This window comes from Mycetocola sp. Y171 (assembly GCF_056713165.1).
In genome coordinates, this window is sequence record NZ_JBWYGX010000002.1 from 1294810 (window position 1) to 1314915 (window position 20106).

At 66.4% G+C, this 20106-nt stretch carries 19 protein-coding genes and 1 tRNA gene; 7 read left to right on the forward strand and 13 right to left on the reverse strand.

Features of this window, described 5'->3' with window-relative positions; genetic code table 11:
• Positions 1-174: 174 nt before the first annotated feature.
• A complete protein-coding gene (locus AC1M2K_RS15865) occupies positions 175-684 on the reverse strand; it encodes a hypothetical protein (RefSeq protein ID WP_480241699.1) in 510 nt (169 codons plus the stop codon).
• A gap of 663 nt (positions 685-1347) precedes the next feature.
• On the opposite strand from AC1M2K_RS15865, the gene AC1M2K_RS15870 reads away from it, so the two are divergent.
• Complete coding sequence (locus AC1M2K_RS15870) at positions 1348-1539, forward strand: hypothetical protein (RefSeq protein WP_480241700.1); 192 nt, start codon at positions 1348-1350, stop codon at positions 1537-1539.
• Positions 1540-1965: 426 nt separating this feature from the next.
• On the opposite strand, the gene AC1M2K_RS15875 is transcribed toward AC1M2K_RS15870, so the two are convergent.
• The 5 genes from AC1M2K_RS15875 to AC1M2K_RS15895 all read right to left on the reverse strand — a co-directional run bounded on the left by AC1M2K_RS15875 (position 1966) and on the right by AC1M2K_RS15895 (position 5531).
• Positions 1966-3138, reverse strand: a complete 1173-nt coding sequence (locus tag AC1M2K_RS15875; RefSeq protein ID WP_480241701.1) for a tyrosine-type recombinase/integrase — start codon at positions 3136-3138, stop codon at positions 1966-1968.
• Between the two features lie 21 nt (positions 3139-3159).
• Positions 3160-3420, reverse strand: coding sequence for a helix-turn-helix transcriptional regulator (locus AC1M2K_RS15880; RefSeq protein WP_480241702.1), 261 nt, complete (start codon positions 3418-3420; stop codon positions 3160-3162).
• Positions 3421-3601: 181 nt separating this feature from the next.
• Positions 3602-3675: transfer RNA gene (locus tag AC1M2K_RS15885), tRNA-Pro, on the reverse strand.
• Positions 3676-3797: 122 nt separating this feature from the next.
• Complete coding sequence (locus AC1M2K_RS15890) at positions 3798-4187, reverse strand: ester cyclase (protein WP_480241703.1); 390 nt, start codon at positions 4185-4187, stop codon at positions 3798-3800.
• 27 nt (positions 4188-4214) lie between these two features.
• Complete coding sequence (locus AC1M2K_RS15895) at positions 4215-5531, reverse strand: ROK family protein (RefSeq protein WP_480241704.1); 1317 nt, start codon at positions 5529-5531, stop codon at positions 4215-4217.
• Between the two features lie 120 nt (positions 5532-5651).
• Here AC1M2K_RS15895 and AC1M2K_RS15900 point away from each other — a divergent pair, with 120 nt between their 5' ends.
• From AC1M2K_RS15900 to AC1M2K_RS15910, 3 genes are read left to right on the forward strand one after another with little or no spacing between them, the layout of a single operon-like run.
• The gene (locus tag AC1M2K_RS15900; protein WP_480241753.1) at positions 5652-6881 is read left to right on the forward strand and encodes an ABC transporter substrate-binding protein; all 1230 of its coding nucleotides are present in this window, start codon (positions 5652-5654) and stop codon (positions 6879-6881) included.
• 25 nt (positions 6882-6906) lie between these two features.
• Positions 6907-7872, forward strand: a complete 966-nt coding sequence (locus AC1M2K_RS15905; RefSeq protein WP_480241705.1) for a carbohydrate ABC transporter permease — start codon at positions 6907-6909, stop codon at positions 7870-7872.
• The gene (locus AC1M2K_RS15910) at positions 7869-8792 is read left to right on the forward strand and encodes a carbohydrate ABC transporter permease (protein WP_480241706.1); all 924 of its coding nucleotides are present in this window, start codon (positions 7869-7871) and stop codon (positions 8790-8792) included. The genes AC1M2K_RS15905 and AC1M2K_RS15910 overlap by 4 nt, the downstream gene beginning before the upstream one ends.
• A 55-nt stretch (positions 8793-8847) precedes the next feature.
• Here the strand turns inward: AC1M2K_RS15910 and AC1M2K_RS15915 are convergent, their stop codons facing one another.
• The 4 genes from AC1M2K_RS15915 to AC1M2K_RS15930 all read right to left on the reverse strand — a co-directional run bounded on the left by AC1M2K_RS15915 (position 8848) and on the right by AC1M2K_RS15930 (position 14321).
• Entirely contained in the window at positions 8848-9822 is a 975-nt protein-coding gene (locus tag AC1M2K_RS15915) for an alpha/beta hydrolase (RefSeq protein ID WP_480241707.1), read from the reverse strand.
• Between the two features lie 91 nt (positions 9823-9913).
• Positions 9914-11554 (reverse strand): cytochrome bc1 complex cytochrome b subunit, encoded by a 1641-nt coding sequence (qcrB, locus tag AC1M2K_RS15920; RefSeq protein WP_480241708.1) that lies wholly within the window; start codon positions 11552-11554, stop codon positions 9914-9916.
• Positions 11544-12866 (reverse strand): NAD(P)/FAD-dependent oxidoreductase, encoded by a 1323-nt coding sequence (locus AC1M2K_RS15925; RefSeq protein ID WP_480241709.1) that lies wholly within the window; start codon positions 12864-12866, stop codon positions 11544-11546. Before AC1M2K_RS15925 ends, qcrB begins: the two co-directional genes overlap by 11 nt.
• Positions 12867-12899: 33 nt before the next feature.
• Positions 12900-14321, reverse strand: a complete 1422-nt coding sequence (locus tag AC1M2K_RS15930) for a DHA2 family efflux MFS transporter permease subunit (RefSeq protein WP_480241710.1) — start codon at positions 14319-14321, stop codon at positions 12900-12902.
• Between the two features lie 151 nt (positions 14322-14472).
• Between AC1M2K_RS15930 and AC1M2K_RS15935 the strand changes: the two genes are divergently transcribed.
• Positions 14473-15408 (forward strand): alpha/beta fold hydrolase, encoded by a 936-nt coding sequence (locus AC1M2K_RS15935; RefSeq protein WP_480241711.1) that lies wholly within the window; start codon positions 14473-14475, stop codon positions 15406-15408.
• Between the two features lie 32 nt (positions 15409-15440).
• On the opposite strand, the gene AC1M2K_RS15940 is transcribed toward AC1M2K_RS15935, so the two are convergent.
• Positions 15441-16436 (reverse strand): RNA polymerase sigma-70 factor, encoded by a 996-nt coding sequence (locus AC1M2K_RS15940; protein WP_480241712.1) that lies wholly within the window; start codon positions 16434-16436, stop codon positions 15441-15443.
• Positions 16437-16673: 237 nt separating this feature from the next.
• On the opposite strand from AC1M2K_RS15940, the gene AC1M2K_RS15945 reads away from it, so the two are divergent.
• Positions 16674-17408 (forward strand): alpha/beta fold hydrolase, encoded by a 735-nt coding sequence (locus tag AC1M2K_RS15945; RefSeq protein WP_480241713.1) that lies wholly within the window; start codon positions 16674-16676, stop codon positions 17406-17408.
• Between the two features lie 86 nt (positions 17409-17494).
• Positions 17495-18100 (forward strand): N-acetyltransferase family protein, encoded by a 606-nt coding sequence (locus AC1M2K_RS15950; RefSeq protein WP_480241714.1) that lies wholly within the window; start codon positions 17495-17497, stop codon positions 18098-18100.
• Here AC1M2K_RS15950 and AC1M2K_RS15955 read toward each other — a convergent pair.
• Together AC1M2K_RS15955 and AC1M2K_RS15960 are read right to left on the reverse strand one after the other, a co-directional pair.
• The gene (locus AC1M2K_RS15955; protein WP_480241715.1) at positions 18090-19049 is read right to left on the reverse strand and encodes a nucleoside hydrolase; all 960 of its coding nucleotides are present in this window, start codon (positions 19047-19049) and stop codon (positions 18090-18092) included. The two genes, AC1M2K_RS15950 and AC1M2K_RS15955, sit on opposite strands and share 11 nt — an antisense overlap.
• Positions 19050-19192: 143 nt before the next feature.
• Positions 19193-20095, reverse strand: a complete 903-nt coding sequence (locus tag AC1M2K_RS15960; RefSeq protein ID WP_480241716.1) for an NUDIX domain-containing protein — start codon at positions 20093-20095, stop codon at positions 19193-19195.
• Positions 20096-20106 lie beyond the last annotated feature (11 nt).

A 20106-nucleotide genomic window follows, 5' to 3' on the forward strand; every position in this document is an offset into this window, starting at 1 on the left:
CTCGTCAGTCAGTTCAGCGCGTTCGCCGATGGCGCTTCAAAGGGTGGGGCCCCGCAGTCGGATTCGTCGTCGTCGCACTCCGGCCTCTGTGGACGGTTCGAAGGACACGCATCCTTGACAGTTCCCGCTCAGGATTCGCTCGGCGAGTGCGGCGATCGGGGCCGCGTCACGGCGTCACGGCGTCAAGCGGCTTCGGTGGGTAATGGCTACGCGGTTGAGCAGGTCGTACGGCTTCAGTAAGTGGACAATTCTATCTTCGAGCGCGATCGCCTGCGGTTTGTCTTCTACGCTGGCCCAGCGAACTTCAGGACGGTAGTGCTCGTACGCGGCACGCACCCAGTCGACACCACGGCGCGGAGTGCCAGCGTCGAGCTCTGCGAGTCGGCCCATGAGGAACTCCCGGTCAGCGAGTGCAGTGTCGAAGATAGCTTGCCCAAATCCAGTGACACGCCCGGCCCGGTATATGGCGAAGCGCCCGTGTAAGCCTCTCGGCGTCTTGGTCCCATTGCGGTCCCGAGGCCCAGCAACCCCGACATAGATAATTCGGTGTTCCGCAGAGGTACGGAAGAGGTAAACGCCTGGGGTGGTCGGCGCGCTTGCACTGACTGCGGCGAACGGTGCCCAGTCGGACCAGTTCGCGGACGTTTCTAAGCTGGCGAGGGCCTTTTGGTAAGCGTCGATCATGAATTCAACCTAGCCGCGCATCATCTCGCCAGGCGTTCACGCTCCGGGTTGTCGACATGGCGAAGAAGTTCGCCTCACCGTCCGTTCGCTCACCCGCGCAGCACCACAGCAGCCCTGGCGAATCATCTACCCACTGCTGCCCATTGTTCAGCGCCTCACACGTGGGCGGTGCCCGCGATCACTTCGCTAACCCGTCGGCGGGCGAGGACCCGCGACGACGATGGTCGGGCTTGCCTGATTGCCTCATTCCGCGACGCCTCGGGGTTCCGTGAGCGGCTCCACGAGAGAGATGCTGCTCATCAAACTCCCTCCGTTTCGCTCCACCCTTCGGCGTTTTCGGTATCGCACCGCCCTTGCACCATCGGTTCGTTTCCGGGTTCCCATAAGCCACCAGCTGTTCAGGCTTTCCTGTCATCTTCCGGCGGCAGTGGTCTGCTCGACGAAGCTGAAGGGCTGTGACCGGCAGACCTCAATCCGAAGAATTCGTGTCGCTCACGGGCTGATCCGGTATATCCCGAAATCGTCTGCCGGTTCTGAAAGACTTGCCTCATGAGCATTGAGAATCCGCCGATCCCTCAACAGCCGGCACCCCTGTTGCCCCCGCCGCCGCCGGCACCGACGAACGGTTTCGGGACCGCATCGTTGGTTCTTGGGATCATCGCAGTGGTTTTCACAGTCGCGCACAACTACCTGCTCGGCCACGGCGCGATCCTCGGCGTCCTCGCCATCGTGTTCGCGGTACTCAGTCTTCGCCGATCGAAACGGCTCGGCTTCCGGCGCGTGAGATCAATCTGGGGCCTGTGCCTCGGGGCCTACCCTGTCCTATTGGCGATCGTCATCGTCGTACTGTATTAGGGCACCCACCCACGGCGCCGCCCCGGTGCTGACGATCATTCCGCGGTAGCGAAACCAGAGAGTTCCCATTGGGGTTTCCGCTTTAGCGCATGGACCCATTGCGAACCCTCGATCCTCGGCGCACAATGAAGGGAAGTTCTGAGGAGGCCCGCATGTTGCATCGAGGACTTGATTCTCGGGCTTTCGGTACAACTCCAGAAGAGACGGTGGTGCCACCGTGGCACCACCGTGATCCGTGGTCGACGCTCGCCAACTCCTGGCCCATGTGCGTCGCCGCGACCCGAACCAGAGATTCAATGCTGGCGGCAAAAACCCCAGAAGTTGCGGTGCCGCCACCGTGGCGGCACCGCGAGAAGTCGGTCGCGACCCGCTGAGAAGGGGCGACACCCCGGGTTGAACGGTGCTGCCACCGTGGCAGCACCGCGTTCACTGGGCATCCTTCGCGAACGCCCGGTCCAGGAGCGCGGCGGTGGCCGGGTTCACCATCTCGCTGCGTTGGATGTAGTGCTGCACCGTGATCTTCGTGTCCGTGTGGCCGAGCAGCTCTGAGGCGAGCTCAATGCTGGCGTTGGTGTTGACCGCAGTGGCAACAGTGCGGCGGAACATGTGCGGGGTCACTCCCTTGATGCCCGCCCCCTCGAGCACCTGTCGCAATTGTCTGCGCACGTTCGCGGTGGTCAGCGGGGTACCGTCCCGGGACTGGAACAGCAATTCGTCCAGGCCCAGACTGCCGACCTTGGCGAGCCGCCTGCGGACTGCATCGGCGGTGAAAGTGGGGATGGCGACAACTCGGGTGGACTTGGCGGTTTTGGGGTGATCCTGCCGAAAGGTCTGCTCATCCTTACGGCTGATGATCGTACCGGCCAGGCGGATGGACGGCACGGCGCTGGTGATGTCGACGTCCCGGCGGCGGACGGCCAGCACCTCCCCGATCCGCGCTGAGGTGCCGAGCATCACCTCGATGATCGCACCAAGCTGGCCGTCAGGCTTCGGGCCGGAGATGTGGTCGGCGGCGCTCTCCCACTGGGCGATCGCCGCACGGATCGTGTTCACCTCGGGGGCCATCAGCGCATCGGGGATGTGCGGCTCGCGGTGCAGCCGGGAGACGTGGTCCATCGGGTTGCGCGGAAGAACCTCATGCCGCACCGCCAATTCCAGCGCCAGCCGCAGCACGACCCGGGCTTGCTTGGCGCGGCTGTAGGAGATCTTCGCCAGCTGCTTGATGAACTTGTCGCACCGTGCCACACCGATCTCGCGCAGAGTGAGGCTGTCGAACGCCGGGGAGACCAGGGTGCGCATGTTGCGCTCGTAGAGGTTTCGGGTGGTCCGGGAGATCCGGCCCTCCGAATCGATGTCCTCCAACCAGTAGGTCACCAGGTCGCTGAACAAGCTGTCCGGCGTCAGGGTCGTGTCGGCGGGTTGGAACACGTCCCGGTCGGCGAGCTTGCTCTTCAACGCCCGTTCTGCGGCCTTGGCGGTGGTGCCGCTGGCCTGCACCAGACGTGCGTGACCGTCCCAGTCGCGGTAACGAGTCCGCGCCAGATACCGGCCGGTCGACGACATGCGGGTGCTGATGTCGCCGAAGGTGCCGATGCTCAACCGTTGCCGGGCCATCTCAGCTCACCGCCGATCGGTGCGCCTGGGCTCGCTGGAGGAGGAGGGGTCTCGCTGCTGGGCGATCCAGGCCCGCACGTCGGAGATGGCGAATTTCAGGTGTTTGCCGAACCGGTAGGCCGCGGGTCCTTTGCCGTGCACCCGCCAGTCGTAGACGGTGGAGATCGGTATGCCCAGGTAGGCCGCCAGCTCGTGGACGTCCATCAGAGGCTCCAGGCCCCACTCGTCGGTGGGAGGAGAGGTTGGGTTGTCGTCGTGAATGCTCATACCCGGTAGGTGCGCACGACGACCCCGGACGATCGGGACGGACCGAAACCGACCTCAGCGCCCCGGACGACCGGGCCGGGTCAGCGGCGGAAAAGTGCTCAAAGTGATGACGTAGTGATGACTCAATCAAATCTCTTAACCTAAAAAGTCCCGGAAACCCTTGAGTTTCCGGGACATTCGGTCGGGCTGACAGGATTTGAACCTGCGACCCCTTGACCCCCAGTCAAGTGCGCTACCAAGCTGCGCCACAGCCCGCGACCAATCGCCCTCGCGGACGACCTCGTCAATGCTACAGGACAATTCGGTCACGCTCCGTCACGCCAGATCCCCACCGGCAGGACGATTTCGCAGACCGTGTCTCGCTCAAAGCGGGACGGTCATCCCCCTAGTTGGGAGAGCAACTCGTGGTCGGTCGTGCCGGAGAACTCCGCAATGCGCCCGTTCGTCACGCGGTACATCGCAAACTCGGCCACGTTGGCGTGCCTGCGCGTCGGCGCGATGCCACCGAACGGTCCCAAATGCGTGCCGCTTGCTCGGAGGTGAGCCGCGACGCGGTCACCCTCCACGACGAGCTGAATGCGGCGCCACCGCCAGTCAGGGAACGCCCGGAAGAGCTGGGCCATGTCATCGACCCAGGCATCGGCACCGCCCGGCAGGTGCGCGCGCCGAACCGCTGGATCGACAAAGGAACGGATCGCGTCGAGGTCGTGCCGATTGCACGCGTCGAGGTATTCGGCGTACCACTCGCGCATCTCCCACAGTTCCACAACCTCATTATCCGCGCCGATCGCCGCCTAACCTCCCCGGACCCGCTGAGGCACCCGCCTGGCTACTGGCGGCACTTCGCGCGCACTGGGAACCAACTCGAACGCCCGCTCCACGACGACGCTGAGCGCATGCGCGATGGCACCGGTGCTCACCGCATCGCGCCCGAGCGCCGAGGCGACGAGTTCGGGCGCCGTCGGATCGTCGCTCTCGACGAGGAGCGCGGAGGCACGCTCGATCACGGTGGGCAACGACGTGGTCGCCGATCCTCCGATCACGATCCGGTCCACGTCGAGCAGGTCGCCGATGACGATGCAGATGCGCACGAGACGCTGAGCGAGCCGATCCACGATGGCCAGGGCCGCGGCATCCCCCGACTCCGCGACCCGGGTGACATCGCGTGCCGTCACGCGAGTCGGGTCGAGCCGCGCGAGCGCGCTGCCGGGCTCGAGCTCCCCCGACTGGATCGCTTCCGTCGCCCACTGCCGTGCGAGCAACGACAGGCCGTTGGCCGAATTGACGTCGTCGACATAGTCGAGGAATCGCATCTCCCCCGCCCCACCGCGCCGGCCGCGCACCAGCCGCCGGTCGATCATCAGGCCGGAGCCGATTCCTTCACCGACGATCATCGCGATGTAGGAGTCGACGTCACGGCCCTGGCCAACGGCGGAGTTCTGCTCGGCGATCGCCGCGAGATTCGCGTCGTTCTCGACGGTGACGATCGGAGCGTCATCCGTGAACAACGCACCGAGGTCAGGGTTCATCAGCTGCCAGAACCCGCGGTCGGGCGAGAGGCCGTCCGCATCGACGGGCGCCGGGACTCCGACGGTGATCGCGAGCACCAGGCCCGGGTCGGTTCCGGATGCCGCGAGCGCGTCATCGACCATCGACCGGGTCAGCGACCGCCGCGTTCCGACATCCGCGAGTCGGTCAACGCTCTGCGGCGTCTGGGCGGGAATCCCCACCTCCGCGCGGCCGATCGAATGGCCCCTCAGGTCTGCGACCGTCGCGGCGATCCGGTCGTAGCCGGCGTCTACCCCGACGACGACACCCGCGCGATCCCGAAGGGCGTACCGGCGCGCCGGCCTGCCCTTGCGGTAGTCCCCGACGGCCCGTGCATCGCTCAGTTCGTCGAGCCACCCTTTGCCCACCAGCTCGTCACAGACGCCGATCACCGTCGAGCGAGTGAGGCCTGTCGCTTCCATTGCATCGGATGCCGTGAACGCGGCAGACGCCCACGCATGCTCGAGGATTCGGCGCGCGTTCAGCGCCCGCAGCACCTGCGGCGAAGACGCCGGTTCGTTGAGTTTCAACCCCTTGACCTTTCCGAAGCGCGGGAGCATCATTTACGACACCTATTAGATTTACACCCTAAATCTAGTTTCGCGGAACTCCCCGAACCTGGATTTTCCTAACAGGGGGACAATGACGTGCTCCACAGAAAATCGCTTCGCACCCGCATCGGCATGACGCTCGCCGCGCTCGTCGGCACCTCGCTTGCCCTCACCGGCTGCTCGGCCGCCGGCGGGGGCCCCACCGAGATCACCTTCCATATGAGCAAGCCGGAGGCGATTCCGTTCTTCCGCGACCTCACGGCGCAGTTCAACGAGGAACAATCCGACGTCCACGTGACCCTCGACACGGCGTCGAATCTGTCGGCCGGGTTCCTCCGCGGCGATCCCCCCGATGTCGGCCTGCTGAACTACAACATGGAGATGTCGCGGTTCATGGAACGCGGTGCCCTGTCAGATCTCTCCGACATGCCTGAGGCCGACCGCATCCGCCCGGACGTCCAGGAGCTCGCGGACCAGTACGCGACCTATCCGGGACGCACCAGTGTGCTCCCCTATTCGGTCGCCGCGGCATCCGTCATCTACAACGTCGAGATGTTCGAAGAGAACGGCCTCGACGTTCCTCAGACGTGGGACGAGCTGATCGCAGTCTGCGACACGCTGCAGGACGCCGGGATCACGCCGATCTACAGCACGTTCTCGGAGCCGTGGACGATCGCACAGGGACTGTTCGACTACTCTGCGGGTGGATCGGTCGATCTCCCCGCCTTCTTCGATCAGATGAACGAACTCGGCACCGAGGTCGGACCCGATTCGTCCGTCTCCTTCCAGAAGGACTTCAAGGAGCCGGTCGAAAAGATGCTGGAGCTTGCCGCCTACTCGAACGACGACGCAGAAAGCCGAGCCTACGGCGACGGCAACGTCGCTTTCGCCAAGGGCGAAGCAGCCATGCTGATGCAGGGGCCGTGGGCGCTCGGCGAAATCGCCAAGACCGACGACAGCCTCGAACTCGGTACCTTCCCGCTTCCGGCCACCGACGACCCCGACGACCTCAAGGTTCGGGTGAACCTCGACCTCGCGCTCTGGGTTCCGGAGATCGGCGATGCCCAGGAGGCCTCGCGAGAATTCGTGTCGTTCCTCATGCAGCAGGACATCATGGATGAGTACAACGCGGAGTTCCTCGGCTTCGGCACCACCACCGACGCCGCTCCAGCCACGGACGAACGCATCCTCGGCATGCAGGAGTACTACGAAGACGGTCGCTTCTACCTCGGCGCGTCACAGCGCATCCACCTGAGCGTCCCCGCCGCCAACTACGTGCAGGCCATAGCGACCGGTGCCGACGTCGATCGGACGCTGAGCCGACTCGATGCCGACTGGGCACGCCTGGCCCTGCGCGAATGACCAGAAGCACCAGGAGGACAACGACATGACGACTCCCATCACCCCGGCCGCTGCATCCACCGGCGCCCTCCTCGGCAACGCGGAGCACGGGCAGACCGACCATATCGCCGGAGCGCACACCCGGAAGGGCAAGCCGAAGATCGACAAGGTCTACTACCTGTTCCTCCTGCCGACTCTCATTCTCTTCACCCTCGCCATCGCGGTTCCGGCGATCGTCGGAATCTTCTACAGCTTCACGAATTTCATCGGCTTCGGCGACTGGGAACTGGTCGGTCTCACCAATTACATCGCGGTCTTCTCCGATCCCGCGATCCTCTCGAGCTACCTCTTCACGTTTGGCTTCGCGCTGGTCACGGTGATCATCGTCAACGTCATCGCGTTCCTCCTGGCGGTGGCCCTGACCTCCCGGATCCGGCTGAAGGCTCCGCTGAGGGCGATCTTCGTCATCCCGATGGTCATCTCCGGCATCGTCATCGCGTTCGTGTTCAAGTATCTCTTCGCAAACTCCCTGCCCGCATTGGGCGCCGTCACCGGTATCCCCTGGCTGCAGGAATCGATCCTCGCGAACGAGAACCTGGCCTGGCTGGCGATCGTCATCGTCACGGCGTGGCAATCGATCCCCGGCGCCCTGCTGATCTACATCGCCGGGCTGCTCTCGATCCCCGGAGAAGTCTACGAAGCCGCAGACATCGACGGCGCGAGCGCCTGGGTTCGACTCCGTTCGGTCACCCTCCCCCTCGTCGCGGGCTATGTCGTCATCAACGTCATCCTCGGCTTCAAGGGCTATCTCAACGTGTATGACGTCATCGTCGCCCTCACCGCCGGCGGACCGGGCACAGCAACCCGAAGTATTGCCATGACCATCTTCACCGGCTTCACCGGCGGTGACTACGCCTACCAGATGGCGAACGCAACGATGTTCTTCATCATCACCGTGCTCATCTCCATCCTCCAGCTCCGGCTCACCCGCGGAAAGGCGGCACTCTCATGACGCAGGAAAAGATCAGGACGGCGGCTCCTGCGACTCGGTCAACCCCCGCTGGCAACGGGGGCGGCTCGGGCTCACGCCGCAGACGGGGCAAAGTCGGGCAGGAGACCACGAACTGGCCGGTCATGATCATTCTCTTCCTGTGCGCCTTGACGGTTCTGCTACCGCTGTACGTCACAATCTCGATGTCGATGAAGACGTCAGCGCAGTCCGTCGACGGCAATGCGCTCTCGCTCCCCTCCCCGGTCGACTTCTCCGGCTTCGCTCAGGCGTGGGAACTCACCAACTTTCCTGTGACCTTCGTCATCACCACCCTGATCACACTCGCCACGGTGGTCGGCACGGTGCTCCTCGCCGCCCTCGCCTCCTACGCGATCGTGCGCAACTGGGAGCACCGACTGTTCCGCTGGTCGTTCTTCTACCTGCTCGCGACCATGTTCATTCCGTTCACGGTCATCGCGCTCCCTCAGATCCAGCTCACCGGCCTGGTCGGGCTGGCGAACCCTGTAGGGGTGACGATCCTGCACATCATGTTCCAGCTCTCGTTCAGCATCCTGCTGTTCACCGCCTTCCTGCGCTCGATTCCGCTCGAGTTGGAGGAGAGCGCCCGCATCGATGGCGCCACCACCTGGCAGACGTTCTGGCAGTTGATCTTCCCGCTGCTCGCGCCGATGAGTGCGACGGTTGCGATCTTCGCCTTCCTCGCTTCGTGGAATGACTTCATGCTGCCGTCGCTGATCATCGCCGACTCCAGCCAGCAGACCATCCCGGTTGTGCAGAACATCTTCCAGACCCAGTTCAGCAGCAACTACAACGTGTCGTTCGCGTCGTACCTGATGGCCATGGCGCCCGCGGTCATCGTCTACGTGTTCACCCAGCGCTGGGTGATGGAAGGCGTCACGCAGGGCGCAGTCAAGGGTTGAGCGCACGACGGCGGCCCGGCGTCCACGACACCGGGCCGTCGCCCACGTCTGACGATCAGACGGTGGTGCTGCTGACTGCCGGCACCCGGTCGAATGCCTTCCGCAGCACGTGCACGGCGAGCTCGACCGCCGCCGTCGTGGCCGCGCTGGGCCGCACCGGGTTGAGCATCATGAAGTCGTGGAGGGTGCCGTTGTAGCGCACGCTCGTCGTGCGCACACCCGCCTCTGTGAGCTTGCGCGCGTACGCTTCGCCCTCGTCACGGAGCACGTCGTTCTCGTCCACGATCACGAGCGCCTCCGGCAGACCGGCCAGATCGTCGAGTGTGGCACGGAGCGGCGACGCCGTGATCTCCGCACGCTTCGCCTGGTCGGGCAGGTAGCAGTCCCAGAACCATGCCATCGCCCTGGCGGTGAGGTAAGGGCCGTCTGCGAATTCGCGGTAGCTCGCGGTGTCCTGGCCGGCGTCGGTGACCGGGTAGTAGAGCGACTGGTGGATGAAACGGACGTCACCGCGCTGCTTGGCGAGCAGCGTAAGTGCTGCGGTCATGTCACCGCCGACGGAGTCCCCCGCGATGGCGAGACGGTCGGCGTCGAGTCCGGCGGATGCTCCGTCGCTGACGATCCACTGGGCTGTCGCGTATGCCTGCTCGATCGCCACCGGGTACCGAGACTCGGGCGAACGGCTGTACTCCACGAAGACGACGGCGGCGTCAGCTCCGACCGCGAGTTCCCGGACGAGCCGGTCGTGGGTTCCGGCGTTGCCGAGCACCCAGCCTCCGCCGTGTACGTACAACACGGTCGGAAGCATCCCGGATGCGCCGACAGGTTTGACGATTCGGACGTTCACGTCTCCCACCTCGGCGGCGACGGTGATCCACTCCTCGTCGACGTCGAGTTTGTCGACAGGAGCGGACTGCAGGTCGTCGAGGACCTTTCGTGCGCCCTCCGGGCCGAGCTCGTATAGAAATGGCGGCGTCGCCGTCGCGTCGGCGATCGCCTGTGCCTCCGGCTCAAGGATGTGTTCGGTCATGATGCGGTTCCTTTCGTTGCGGGATGGTGATGCTCGATCTGCGGGTGAGTTCCCGTGATCGTCGGCATCGCGGGTCGGATGCCGTCGTCAGCTAAGACCGTGCGACCGGATCCGCTGTGACCGGGACTTCCTGTCCGCCACCCGGCTCGCCGGCATCGATCGCGCCGAGATCCGCGATGCGGTCCTCGAAGAAGAAGCGCGACAGGGCCACCCGCACGCGCTGGGCGAGGGTGACGCGCCCGCGCTCGTCCGGCGTGATCCGCAGAGGACGAAGCCCTTCGACCGGTCGGATGCGCCAGCGTTCGAACTCGTCGACGGAGTGATGCACCTCCACGTACTCACCACCGGGGAGACGCACGATACGCCCGGTCTCGAAACCATGCAGGAGGATCTCCCGGTCTTTCCGCTGCAGCGCGAAACACGCCCGGCGGGCCAGGACGAACCCGATCGCCGGCCCGAGGACGAGCATGACCTGCAAGAGGGTGATGACCTGTTCGAGCCCGAGGTCGAGGTGGGTGGCGATGAGATCGGCGCTGCCCGCGACCCAGAGCACGCCATAGAACACGATCCCGGCCACCCCGATCCCCGTTCTCGTCGGCGCCGACCGCGGACGGTCCAGCAGGTGATGGGCCCGCTTGTCACCGCTGATCCACTGCTCGAGGAACGGGTAGATCGCGAGGGCAGTCAGAAAAAGCGTCACGACGGCGAGAGGAACGAGGAGCGCCAGGGTCCAGGTGCGGTCGAGCCAGACGATTTCCCACCCCGGCGGAACAAGCCGCAGCGCGCCGTCGAGGAACCCCGTGTACCAGTCCGGCTGGCTGCCGGCCGAAGCGTCCCCCGGAGAACCGGGCCCGTACAGCCAGATCGGGTTCACGGTGACCAGTGCCGAGATCAACAGGAGGAGCCCTGCGGTGATCAGAGCGAGGCCACTGGCGCGCGCAGCAGCGGTCGGCACGAGCGGGAGACCGACGACGTTGTCCTCGGTTCGACCCAGCCCGGGGAACTGCGGTGGCTTGTGGTGCCACGCGGCGAGAAGACGAGCGCCGACGAGGACGATCAGAAGGGCAGGGACCACGGCGACATGCAGCACGTAGAGGTTGGCGATGACGGTGCCGGGAAACGGGCCACCGAAGAACAGCGTCGCCAGCCAGGTTCCCACGACCGGAATGCCGAGGATGATTCCCTCGGTGATCCGCAGCCCGGAACCGGAGAGCATGTCATCGGGAAGCGCATAGCCGCTCCAACCCCCGGCGAGGCTGGCGATGTAGATGAGGAACAGCAGCAGCCACATGCCCTTGCGTGGGCTGCGGAAAGCGCCGGTGAAGAACGTGGCGAGGATCTGGAGGAGGAGCGCGGCGGGGAGCAACAGCCCTGCCCAGTGATGGGCCTGACGGACCAGAAGCCCGCCGGGGATCTCGAAGCTGATCCGCATGGTCGATGCGAAGGCCTGAGACACCTCTGCACCGTGCAGGGGCGAGTACGGACCGGTATAGATCGTTCCTGCGCTCGACGGCGTGTAGAAGAACATGAGCAGCAGACCGGTGGCTGTGACCGTGACGAGGCAGGCGATCGTCACCGCCCCGAAGATGCTCGTCCAGTGGTTCGGCACCACTCGTGTCCGCAAGATGTCGCGGAACTCGGCGACGCCCTGTCCGAAGAACCGTTGTCTCAGGAGGTACGCGCTGAGCCGTTCGCTGATCGACGACGGCGGCGGACGCCGGTCAACGGGCATGAGGCACTCCTCCTGACACGAAGGCCTTGCGGGGTTCCTGAACCGAAAGCAGGGAGACGACATCCCGACCGGCGAAGACCGCGGTGATCCAGACGGCGAGGACGCGGAACTTCCGTTCCCAGGTGGGGATGGCGAGCACATGGTATCCACGGTGCATCAGCCACGCGACCGGCCCGGTGATGACCAGGCGCTTGTACTGGAAGATCCCCCGCCCCAGGCCGAGGGTCGCGACGACGCCGAGGGATCCGTGCCTGTAGTCGCGCGGAACGTCGCCGTGGAGTGTGGCCGCGATGTTCGCGGCGAGGCGTTTGCCCTGGCGAACGGCGTGCTGGGCGTTCGGCACGGTGACGGCACCGTCGACAGGCGAGGCGAGGTCAGGGACGGCAGCGTTGTCGCCGGCCGCCCAGGCGTCGGGAACGATTGCACCTGGCGTGCCGACGCGCAGGTCAGGCATGACGAGAACGCGCCCTCGGTCGTCGGTCGGAAGATCGGTGTGCTTGGCGATGACAGGATGGGCGGCGTTGCCCGCTGTCCACACGACGATGTTCGCGTCGAAGGCCGCGCCGTTGGTGAGCTCGACGTGACCGTCGACGAGCGAGACCACCCGTGTTCCCAGGTGCACCTGGCCTCCCCGCTCGCGGAGCGACTCGACCACCCAGCGACCCGGTTTGTCGGTCACCTCGGGAAGGATCCTGTCGTTCCCTTCCACGAGGTGGAACGACAGGTCCGAGAATCGGATCTCCGGGTAGGACTTGAGCAGGGCGGTCGCCAGTGACAGCAACTCGCCAAACCCTTCGACCCCAGAGAAACCTCCGCCGACGAACACCAGGGTGAGCAGGCGTCGTCGCTCGGGTCCGTCCTCGAGAACGGATGCCCTGTCGAACGCGGTGAGCAGGCGGTCACGGATGGCGACAGCCTCTTCGACGTGCTTCATGCCGATGGCCACTTCGTCGGCACCCGGGATGGGAAGGGTGCGGGTGACGGCCCCGGCCGTCACCACGATGATGTCGTACTCCACGGTGAAGTCAGGGCCGTCGGCGGGTCGGACGGTGACGGTCTTGTTCGCGTGACTGATCATCGTCGCTCCGCCCGCGACGATCCGGGTCCGGCGGAGGTGGGAGCGGAGCGAGATAGCTGCATGACGCGCTTCGACCGAGCCCGCAGAGACCTCAGGCAGGAACGGCTGGTACGTCATGTACGGCCGCGGGTCGATGATCACCAGCTCGGCTTCTCTCGGCTTCAGCCGCTTCTCGAGTTTCCACGCCGTGTAGAACCCGGCGTAGCCTCCTCCGACGATCACGATCCTGCGCATGAGCTGCTCCTCAACGACGATGACTTTCACCAGCTATGACCGGATGAGCGTGTGTCCTGTGACATCGCCCACCGCGACGTGGCGGGCGCCGGCCGGCGTTCCGGGGTTGCGGATGCCGGCCGCCGAGATGGCCGCACCAAGCAGCATCCCGATCGCTGCCGCCGCGACGAGCTGGTGAAAGCTCGTGAGGCCGATGACAGCCGACCCGCCGATCGAACCGGCGAGGGCGACCGCGATGAGACCCGCGACACGGGAGACCGCGTTGTTGATGGCCGACCCGATACCCGAGTGGGATGCTTCGACCGCGCCCAGGATCGTCGCCGTCAGCGGCGCGACGGTCACGGCAAGGCCGAGTCCGAACACGAGCACGGCAGGTAAGACCTGCGTCAGGTAGTCGGCGTCCTCCGTAATGAACAGCATCAGCGCGAAACCCGTCCCGGCGATCAGCGGTCCGACGCTCATCAGTACCCGGGGACCGATTCTGTCGCTCAACCGACCGAAGAACGCCGAGAGCGCGATGAGGACGATGCTCGACGGCACAAGCGCGACGCCGGCGAGCGTGGCGCTGTAGCCGGCGCCCTGCTGGAGGAACACGACGAGTGCGAACGTCCCGATCGACAGGCCGCCGTAGACGAAGAATGTGGCGACGTTGCCGACCGAGAAATTGCGGGCCCGGAAGATCTGCAGCGGAAGGATCGGTTGTGCGACGCGCCGTTCCCACAACACGAACGCGACCAGGGCCAGTGCGCCTATTGCCAGTGACCCGAGGATCAGCGGGGACCCCCAGCCGAAACGGGGTTGTTCGATGAGGGCGAAGACGGGAAGGCCGAGTCCGACGATACCGAGGAGCGCGCCGACAAGGTCGATGCGCGTCCCGGGAGACCGCGGGGCGTCGTGGTCCAGACCACGCATGAGGAGAAGCGCCACCGCGATGGGGAGAACGTTGATCCCGAACACCCACCGCCACGACAGCCAGTCCACGAGGACCCCGCCGAGGACGGGGCCGCCGATGCTGGCGATGCTCGTCAGCGCCGTCCACGTGCCGATCGCCCGACTTTGCGTCTCGCCGCGGAACGCGTCGAGGATCAACGCGAGCGAGCTGGGCACCAGCAACGCGCCCGCAACACCCTGAAGCCCACGGGCAACGATGAGCAGCTCGACGCTCGGCGCCACGGCACAGGCCAGAGAGGCGGCGCCGAAGCCGAGCATCCCGACGAGAAGCACCCGTTTGCGCCCGAACACGTCGGAGAGCGACCCTGCCAGGAGGATGACCGAGCCGAGAGTCAGCAGGTAGGCATCGACGACCCACTGCTGTGACGACAGTCCGCCGCCGAGCTCGTCGCTGATGGCCGGTAATGCGACGTTCACGACGCTGCCGTCCAGGAATGCGATGAACGACGCCAGAATCGCGACGGCGAGCACCGTTCGCTGGTGGGTGGACATCCAGGTTGCCATCGGTTCTTCTCCTCGGTGCTGCGATCCGGCCGTTCCACGGGCGGTGGGCGGTACCAGTTCTGACCGGGCAGGTGCTCCCGGCGTGACGGTCACATCCGGCGACGCAGCGCTGTCGTAGCTGGGAACCGACGAACACATCGAGGAGCACGACATGACCGACACCCTTCCGCGGATGGAACCGCTGCACCACGTGGACACGACCGAGCTGAGGGTCTGGTACCACGAGGCCGGGCCGGCGGACGGCCGACCGGTCATCCTTTTGCACGGGTTCCCCTACGACATCCACAGCTACGTCGAGGTGGCGCCTCTCCTGGCCGACGCCGGCTACCGCGTCATCGTGCCGTATCTGCGCGGGCACGGGCCGACCCGGTTCCTTCACCCCGAGACACCACGCTCCGGGCAGCAGGCGGCTCTCGGCCGCGACGTCATCGAACTGATGGACGCTCTCGGCATCCGTCGGGCGGTGCTCGCCGGGTACGACTGGGGCGGCCGGGCTGCCTGCGTCGCCGCGGCGCTCTGGCCGGAGCGCGTTGCCGGGATCGTCTCGGTGAACGGATACCTCATCCAGGACATCGCATCATCGACCGTGCCCCTGCAGCCTGAGCAGGAGGCGGGGTTCTGGTACTTCTTCTACTTCCTCACCGAACGGGGCAGGCGGGGCCTCGCCGAACACCGGCGATCGGTGGCCGAGGTCATCTGGCATCGCAACTCACCGGAGTGGGGTTTCGATGACGCCACGCTCGATCGTGCGGCGGAATCGTTCGACAATCCCGACTATGTCGATGTCGTCATCCACTCGTACCGACACCGGCTGGGCCAGGCCGACGGAGCGCCCCATCTCGCCGAGCTCGAGGAGCGACTCGCCGCCCTTCCGGCGATCGGGGTTCCCGCCGTGACTCTCGACGGTCTCGCGGACGGCAACTTCCCGGCGACGGATGCCGCGGCCGGGTCTGCTCACTTCACCGGGACCCGGGTGCACCGCCAGGTGCCGCACGCCGGCCACAACCTGCCCCAGGAGTCCCCTGTTGCGTTCGCCGATGCGATCACGACCGTCTCCACCCTGGCCGCCGCGCAGGAGTTGCGCTGAGTCGCCACCCGTCTCACCATCGGCGTCAGCCGTCACGGCCTGGCCGATGCGGCGTCAGGCAGGATGGCGTCGAGCTTGTTCGGGTTCAGCATCCAGAACAGGCGGTCGATGCCGCCCTCCCCCGCCGAGAGAGCGAATATGCCGAACGTGTCGCCGTCGACCTCGAAACGGACTGCCGGCGCGCCGTTGGCCTCGATCCACGTGACCTCGATGCCATCCCAGAACCACTCGGACACAGCCGCCATGAACTTCGCCACCCGCGTGCGGCCCGCGATCGGGAACCGGGCGGCGTGCACGACGCCTCCGCCGTCGGAGTAGCTGACGACGTCTTCGGTGAACAGCGACTCGAGAGCGGCCAGGTTGCCTGCCTGGGCAGCCTCCAGGAAGGCAGCGAGGAACCGGCGCTGCTCGGTGACAGCCACAGGAGCCCGCCGGTGTGAAGCAAGGTGTTTGCGAGCTCGGCTCACCAGCTGGCGGGCGTTGGCTTCGGTGGACTCGATGATCGACGCGATCCTGTCATACGGGTACGCGAAAGCCTCGCGCAGGACGTACGCCGCCCGCTCAGCCGGGGCGAGTCGCTCGAGCAGGAACAGGACGGCGATCTCGAGCGTCTCACCCCGTTCGGCGGTGAGCTCCGGGGTCTCGCTGGTGTCGATCGGCTCCGGCAACCACGGACCGATGTAATCCTCGTGGCGCATCCGCGCCGACTGCAGGACGTTGATCGCCAGGCGGGTCGCCGTCGTGGCGAGAAAAGCCGCCGGTTCCCTGACCGATTCGCGGTCGTGACGTTGCCAGCGCAGCCAGACCTCCTGGACGATGTCCTCCGCATCGGCCACACTCCCGAGCATCCGGTAGGCGATGCCGAAGAGGCGGGGTTCGACACCTGCGAAGATCTCGAACGCGCGGTCGAGATCCGCGGATGCCTCTGACGGCGGCCCGACCCGGGTGGGCCGGTGAGGCATCCTGGCCGGTCGTCCCTGACCGTGCCCGTCCGGATCATCGGGGTCGACCCGTTTGTGGGAACGCATCACAACTCCGTCTCCTTGGTCGAAGGTCAGGGCGTGCGGCGCCTCTCCCGGGGCCGGCCCGCGCGGCAACGAGGACAGTAAATCACAGTCACCGGAGGCGCAGAACCCTCCCCTTTCCCGGTCCGAACCGCGGCGGCCGGTTCCTCGCGCGGTGTCACAGCGCCGCATCCGATCCGGTCTGAGTTGGTGACACCGTCCACTCGGGACCGGTGCCTGTTCTCGAAAGGAAATTCGTTCATGTCAGCTCAGAACCCCACGGTCGTGTTCGTGCACGGCGCGTTCGCCGAATCCGCCAGCTGGAACGGCGTCATCGAACGGCTGTATGCCGACGGCATCACCTCGGTCGCCGTCGCCAATCCGCTGCGCAGCCTCGCCGGAGACGCGGCCTACGTCCGCGACGTCATCGCCTCCGTCGACGGCCCCGTCCTGCTCGTCGGGCACTCCTACGGCGGCATGGTGATCACCGAGGCCTCCGCGGGCAACGACCAGGTCGTCGGCCTCGTCTACGTCTCCGCGTTCACGCCAGACACCGGCGACACTGCATTCGCGCTTTCGGGAAGCGCGCCGGGCAGTACGCTCGGCGATGCGCTGGACGCCCGCCCGGTCACCGGTGGGGGTGCGGAATTCGTCATCCGTCGGTCGCTCTTCCGCGACCAGTTCGCGGCCGATGTTCCCGTGGGGGTCGCCGGTCTGATGGGCGCGACGCAGCGCCCTGTCACCGAGGCCGCCCTGACGGACGCCGTGCAGGCATCCGTCCCGGGCTGGAAGGAACGCCCGTCCTGGCACGTGTTCGGCAGCGAGGACCGCAACATCCCCGCTGCGGTGTTGAGGGCCGGCGCCGAACGTGCCGCGTCGAAGCGCACCCTCGAACTGACCGGAGCATCCCACGCGGTCAGTGTCTCCCGCCCGGAGGACGTCGCGACGATCATCGCCGAGGCCGTTCGAGCAACGAGCACTGCGGCGGCGGCATAAGCCGGTCCGCAGGCAGGGTGGGACGCCCGACCCCCGGACGTCCCACCCGCTGGATCGATGTCGCCGGCAAGCCCTAGGCTTCTGCCATGACGAGCTCAACACTCGAGACGGTCTCGATCGCCGATGCTCCCTGGGCCGACGTTCAGACCGTCTTCGGCACTCGCGGCGATCCGTCGAGTTGCTGGTGCCAGTACTTCAAGATGAGCAACCCCGAGTGGAAGACGGCGAGCCGGGAGACCTGCGAGCCGCTGTTGAAGCAGCAGGTCCGCGACCTCGATCCGGCGCCGGGCGTCATCGCCTACCTCGACGGCGAACCCGTAGGCTGGTGCGCCGTCGAACCCCGGGTGAAGTACAGCAGACTCGACCGCATGGCCGTGGTGAAGGGCAGCCCTGAGGAGGCCGGAGACACCACGGTGTGGGCGGTCACCTGCTTCGTCGTGCGTGTCGGCTTCCGCAAGAAGGGCATCGGGACGGCGCTCCTGGCCAGCGCCATCGACCACGCCCGACGCTCCGGCGCCCGTGTCGTGGAAGGCTACCCGGTCGACCCGACGAAACGGGCCAAAGTCTCGTCGGCCGAGCTGTACCACGGCACTGTTTCTCTGTTCGCGGCGAACGGCTTCAGTGAGGTCGCACGCCCCTCGCCCGACCGTGCGGTCATGCAGCTCGACCTGACCCGGCCCGTCAACGAGTGAGCCCGAGCGTCTCCAGGAAGAGTTCCGCGTACCGCGGCGCATCGACGTCGAGCGCCACATCGATCACCGTCCACTCCCCGACTTCACCGTGCAGCACGTCCTCGCCGGAGTAGCGGCGGCGGTCGACGATCGTCTGACCGCGGCCGTAACCGGACAGTTCGACCCGCACCGGCCGCTTTTCGACCTGCAGCGCTTCCGGCTCGACGAGCGAACAGACCGCTCCGGCGTCACCGATCAGCCCGGTGTAGACCAGCGTCGCATCCTCGCTCAGGGCGATCCGGTTGCCGAGCAGCGCACCGACCACGTGCCCGAGCGGATCATCGCCGTCCGCGAGCGTTGCGGCGGCATCCTGCGGAACGGACACCTGGTTGAACACGTCCAGCCCGTACATGAAGATCGGCACGCCTGAGCCGAGCACGATCGCTGCCGCCTCCGGGTCGTGCCACACGTTGAACTCGGCGACCGCGGTCGCGTTGCCGACGCTCGCCGAACCGCCCATGAACACGATGCGTTCGATCCGGTCGGCGACCTCGGGGTGGGTGCGCAGGAGCAACGCGAGGTTGGTCTGAGGTGCGAGGGCGACGATCGTGACCCGCTCGCGGCTTTCCATCAGGGTCCGCCTCATCAGTTCGACCGCGCTGACCTGCTCGGGTACCCGAGCGGTGGGTGGCAGGGTGATGCCGCCGAGGCCGTCTTCACCGTGAACGTGCGACGCTGAACGCGCCGCCGCGAGCAGCGGGCGGAGCGCTCCCCCTGCGACCGGGATCTCAGGGGCTTCCGCCGCGTCGAGGATGCGGAGCGTGTTGTCGATCACCTGCGGCAGCGGCGCGTTGCCTGCCACGCAGGTGATCGCGAGAACGTGGATCGACGGATGTTTGACCGCGAAGAGCAGGGCGAGGGCGTCATCGACACCCGTGTCGACGTCGAGGATCACAGGAAGGGTACGCATCCGACCAGCTTACGAGTCCGTGCGGCTCTCGCGTCGGGGCCGACGGATCACGGTCCGAAGCGCCGACCGCTACAGTCTCTTTCGAGCGCCACAGTTGCAACTGCAGCGCTCGACAGAAGGTGCAGCGCTCGATGCGGCGAGGGTCAGGCCGGCGCGTCACCGTCGATCTGGTCGAGGAGCCAGCCGGCGCCGCGGGTCTGCGCGCCGAGCGTTTCGACCCGTTCGCGAAGTCCGCGGTCGCTGGTCACGACGGTGACGGATGCTGCCGGCTCTGCGACAAGGCGGCTCACCTCGTCGACGATCCGCTGGTCTCCGTCACGCTCGGCTCTCACCACGCGAACGCGGTCGCTGTCGTCCAGGGCGGCGTCGTTCGCCTGGCCTTCGAGCACGGCGACGATCTCGGGCCACCAGTGGGTCTGTCCGAGGCCCAGCTCAGCGGCGGGGACTCCGTGCACGGCGACGCGGTCAAGCTGCTCGCCGAGCCGGAGAGCAGCGACCGCGCGGTCCTTCCACCAGCCGTCAGGGCGCGAACCGACGACGTTCGCCATGTCGACGACGATGACAGGGCGGCGGTCGAGGTCACGTCGGAGGTCAGGCCAGCGCGCGCCGAACCCGGGGTGGAGCGGCAACGCGTCGATCTCGTCCAACGGCACCCAGCGGACCTCGAGGCTCTCCGGATCGGCAATGTGCGGATCGAAGGGGGCGATGACATCGGCCACGAGCGTGACGTATGACCACACGTCGAGGTCGAGGGTGTGGCTGAATCGCGGGCGGATGGCATCCGTCGGCACGGCCGCCTCTTCACCGGCCTCACGGATGGCGCCGTCGACGGCGTTCTCGCCCGCGTGTCTGGCCCCGCCTGGCAGGCCCCATGTCCCGCCGAAGTGGCTCCACAGGGCACGGTGCTGAAGCAAGACCCCACGCGCAGGGTCGATTGCGAGCAGCCCGGCGGCGCCGAAACGGCCCCAGTACTTGGAACCGTCGTCGGCGAACACCCAGGCATCGCCCGGGTTTTTCGGGTGTGGCGGTACGAACTCGGAAGTCACCTCTTCAGCTT

Coding starts and splice junctions, on each gene's coding strand:
- AC1M2K_RS15915 (WP_480241707.1), bottom strand. CDS start 9,822: ATGACCGAACACATCCTTGAGCCGGAGGCACAGGCGATCGCCGACGCG.
- AC1M2K_RS15930 (WP_480241710.1), bottom strand. CDS start 14,321: ATGGCAACCTGGATGTCCACCCACCAGCGAACGGTGCTCGCCGTCGCG.
- AC1M2K_RS15955 (WP_480241715.1), bottom strand. CDS start 19,049: ATGCGTACCCTTCCTGTGATCCTCGACGTCGACACGGGTGTCGATGAC.
- AC1M2K_RS15940 (WP_480241712.1), bottom strand. CDS start 16,436: ATGCGTTCCCACAAACGGGTCGACCCCGATGATCCGGACGGGCACGGT.
- AC1M2K_RS15905 (WP_480241705.1), top strand. CDS start 6,907: ATGACGACTCCCATCACCCCGGCCGCTGCATCCACCGGCGCCCTCCTC.
- AC1M2K_RS15880 (WP_480241702.1), bottom strand. CDS start 3,420: ATGAGCATTCACGACGACAACCCAACCTCTCCTCCCACCGACGAGTGG.
- AC1M2K_RS15865 (WP_480241699.1), bottom strand. CDS start 684: ATGATCGACGCTTACCAAAAGGCCCTCGCCAGCTTAGAAACGTCCGCG.
- AC1M2K_RS15925 (WP_480241709.1), bottom strand. CDS start 12,866: ATGCGCAGGATCGTGATCGTCGGAGGAGGCTACGCCGGGTTCTACACG.
- AC1M2K_RS15895 (WP_480241704.1), bottom strand. CDS start 5,531: ATGATGCTCCCGCGCTTCGGAAAGGTCAAGGGGTTGAAACTCAACGAA.
- qcrB (WP_480241708.1), bottom strand. CDS start 11,554: ATGCCCGTTGACCGGCGTCCGCCGCCGTCGTCGATCAGCGAACGGCTC.
- AC1M2K_RS15950 (WP_480241714.1), top strand. CDS start 17,495: ATGACGAGCTCAACACTCGAGACGGTCTCGATCGCCGATGCTCCCTGG.
- AC1M2K_RS15900 (WP_480241753.1), top strand. CDS start 5,652: ATGACGCTCGCCGCGCTCGTCGGCACCTCGCTTGCCCTCACCGGCTGC.
- AC1M2K_RS15910 (WP_480241706.1), top strand. CDS start 7,869: ATGACGCAGGAAAAGATCAGGACGGCGGCTCCTGCGACTCGGTCAACC.
- AC1M2K_RS15935 (WP_480241711.1), top strand. CDS start 14,473: ATGACCGACACCCTTCCGCGGATGGAACCGCTGCACCACGTGGACACG.
- AC1M2K_RS15945 (WP_480241713.1), top strand. CDS start 16,674: ATGTCAGCTCAGAACCCCACGGTCGTGTTCGTGCACGGCGCGTTCGCC.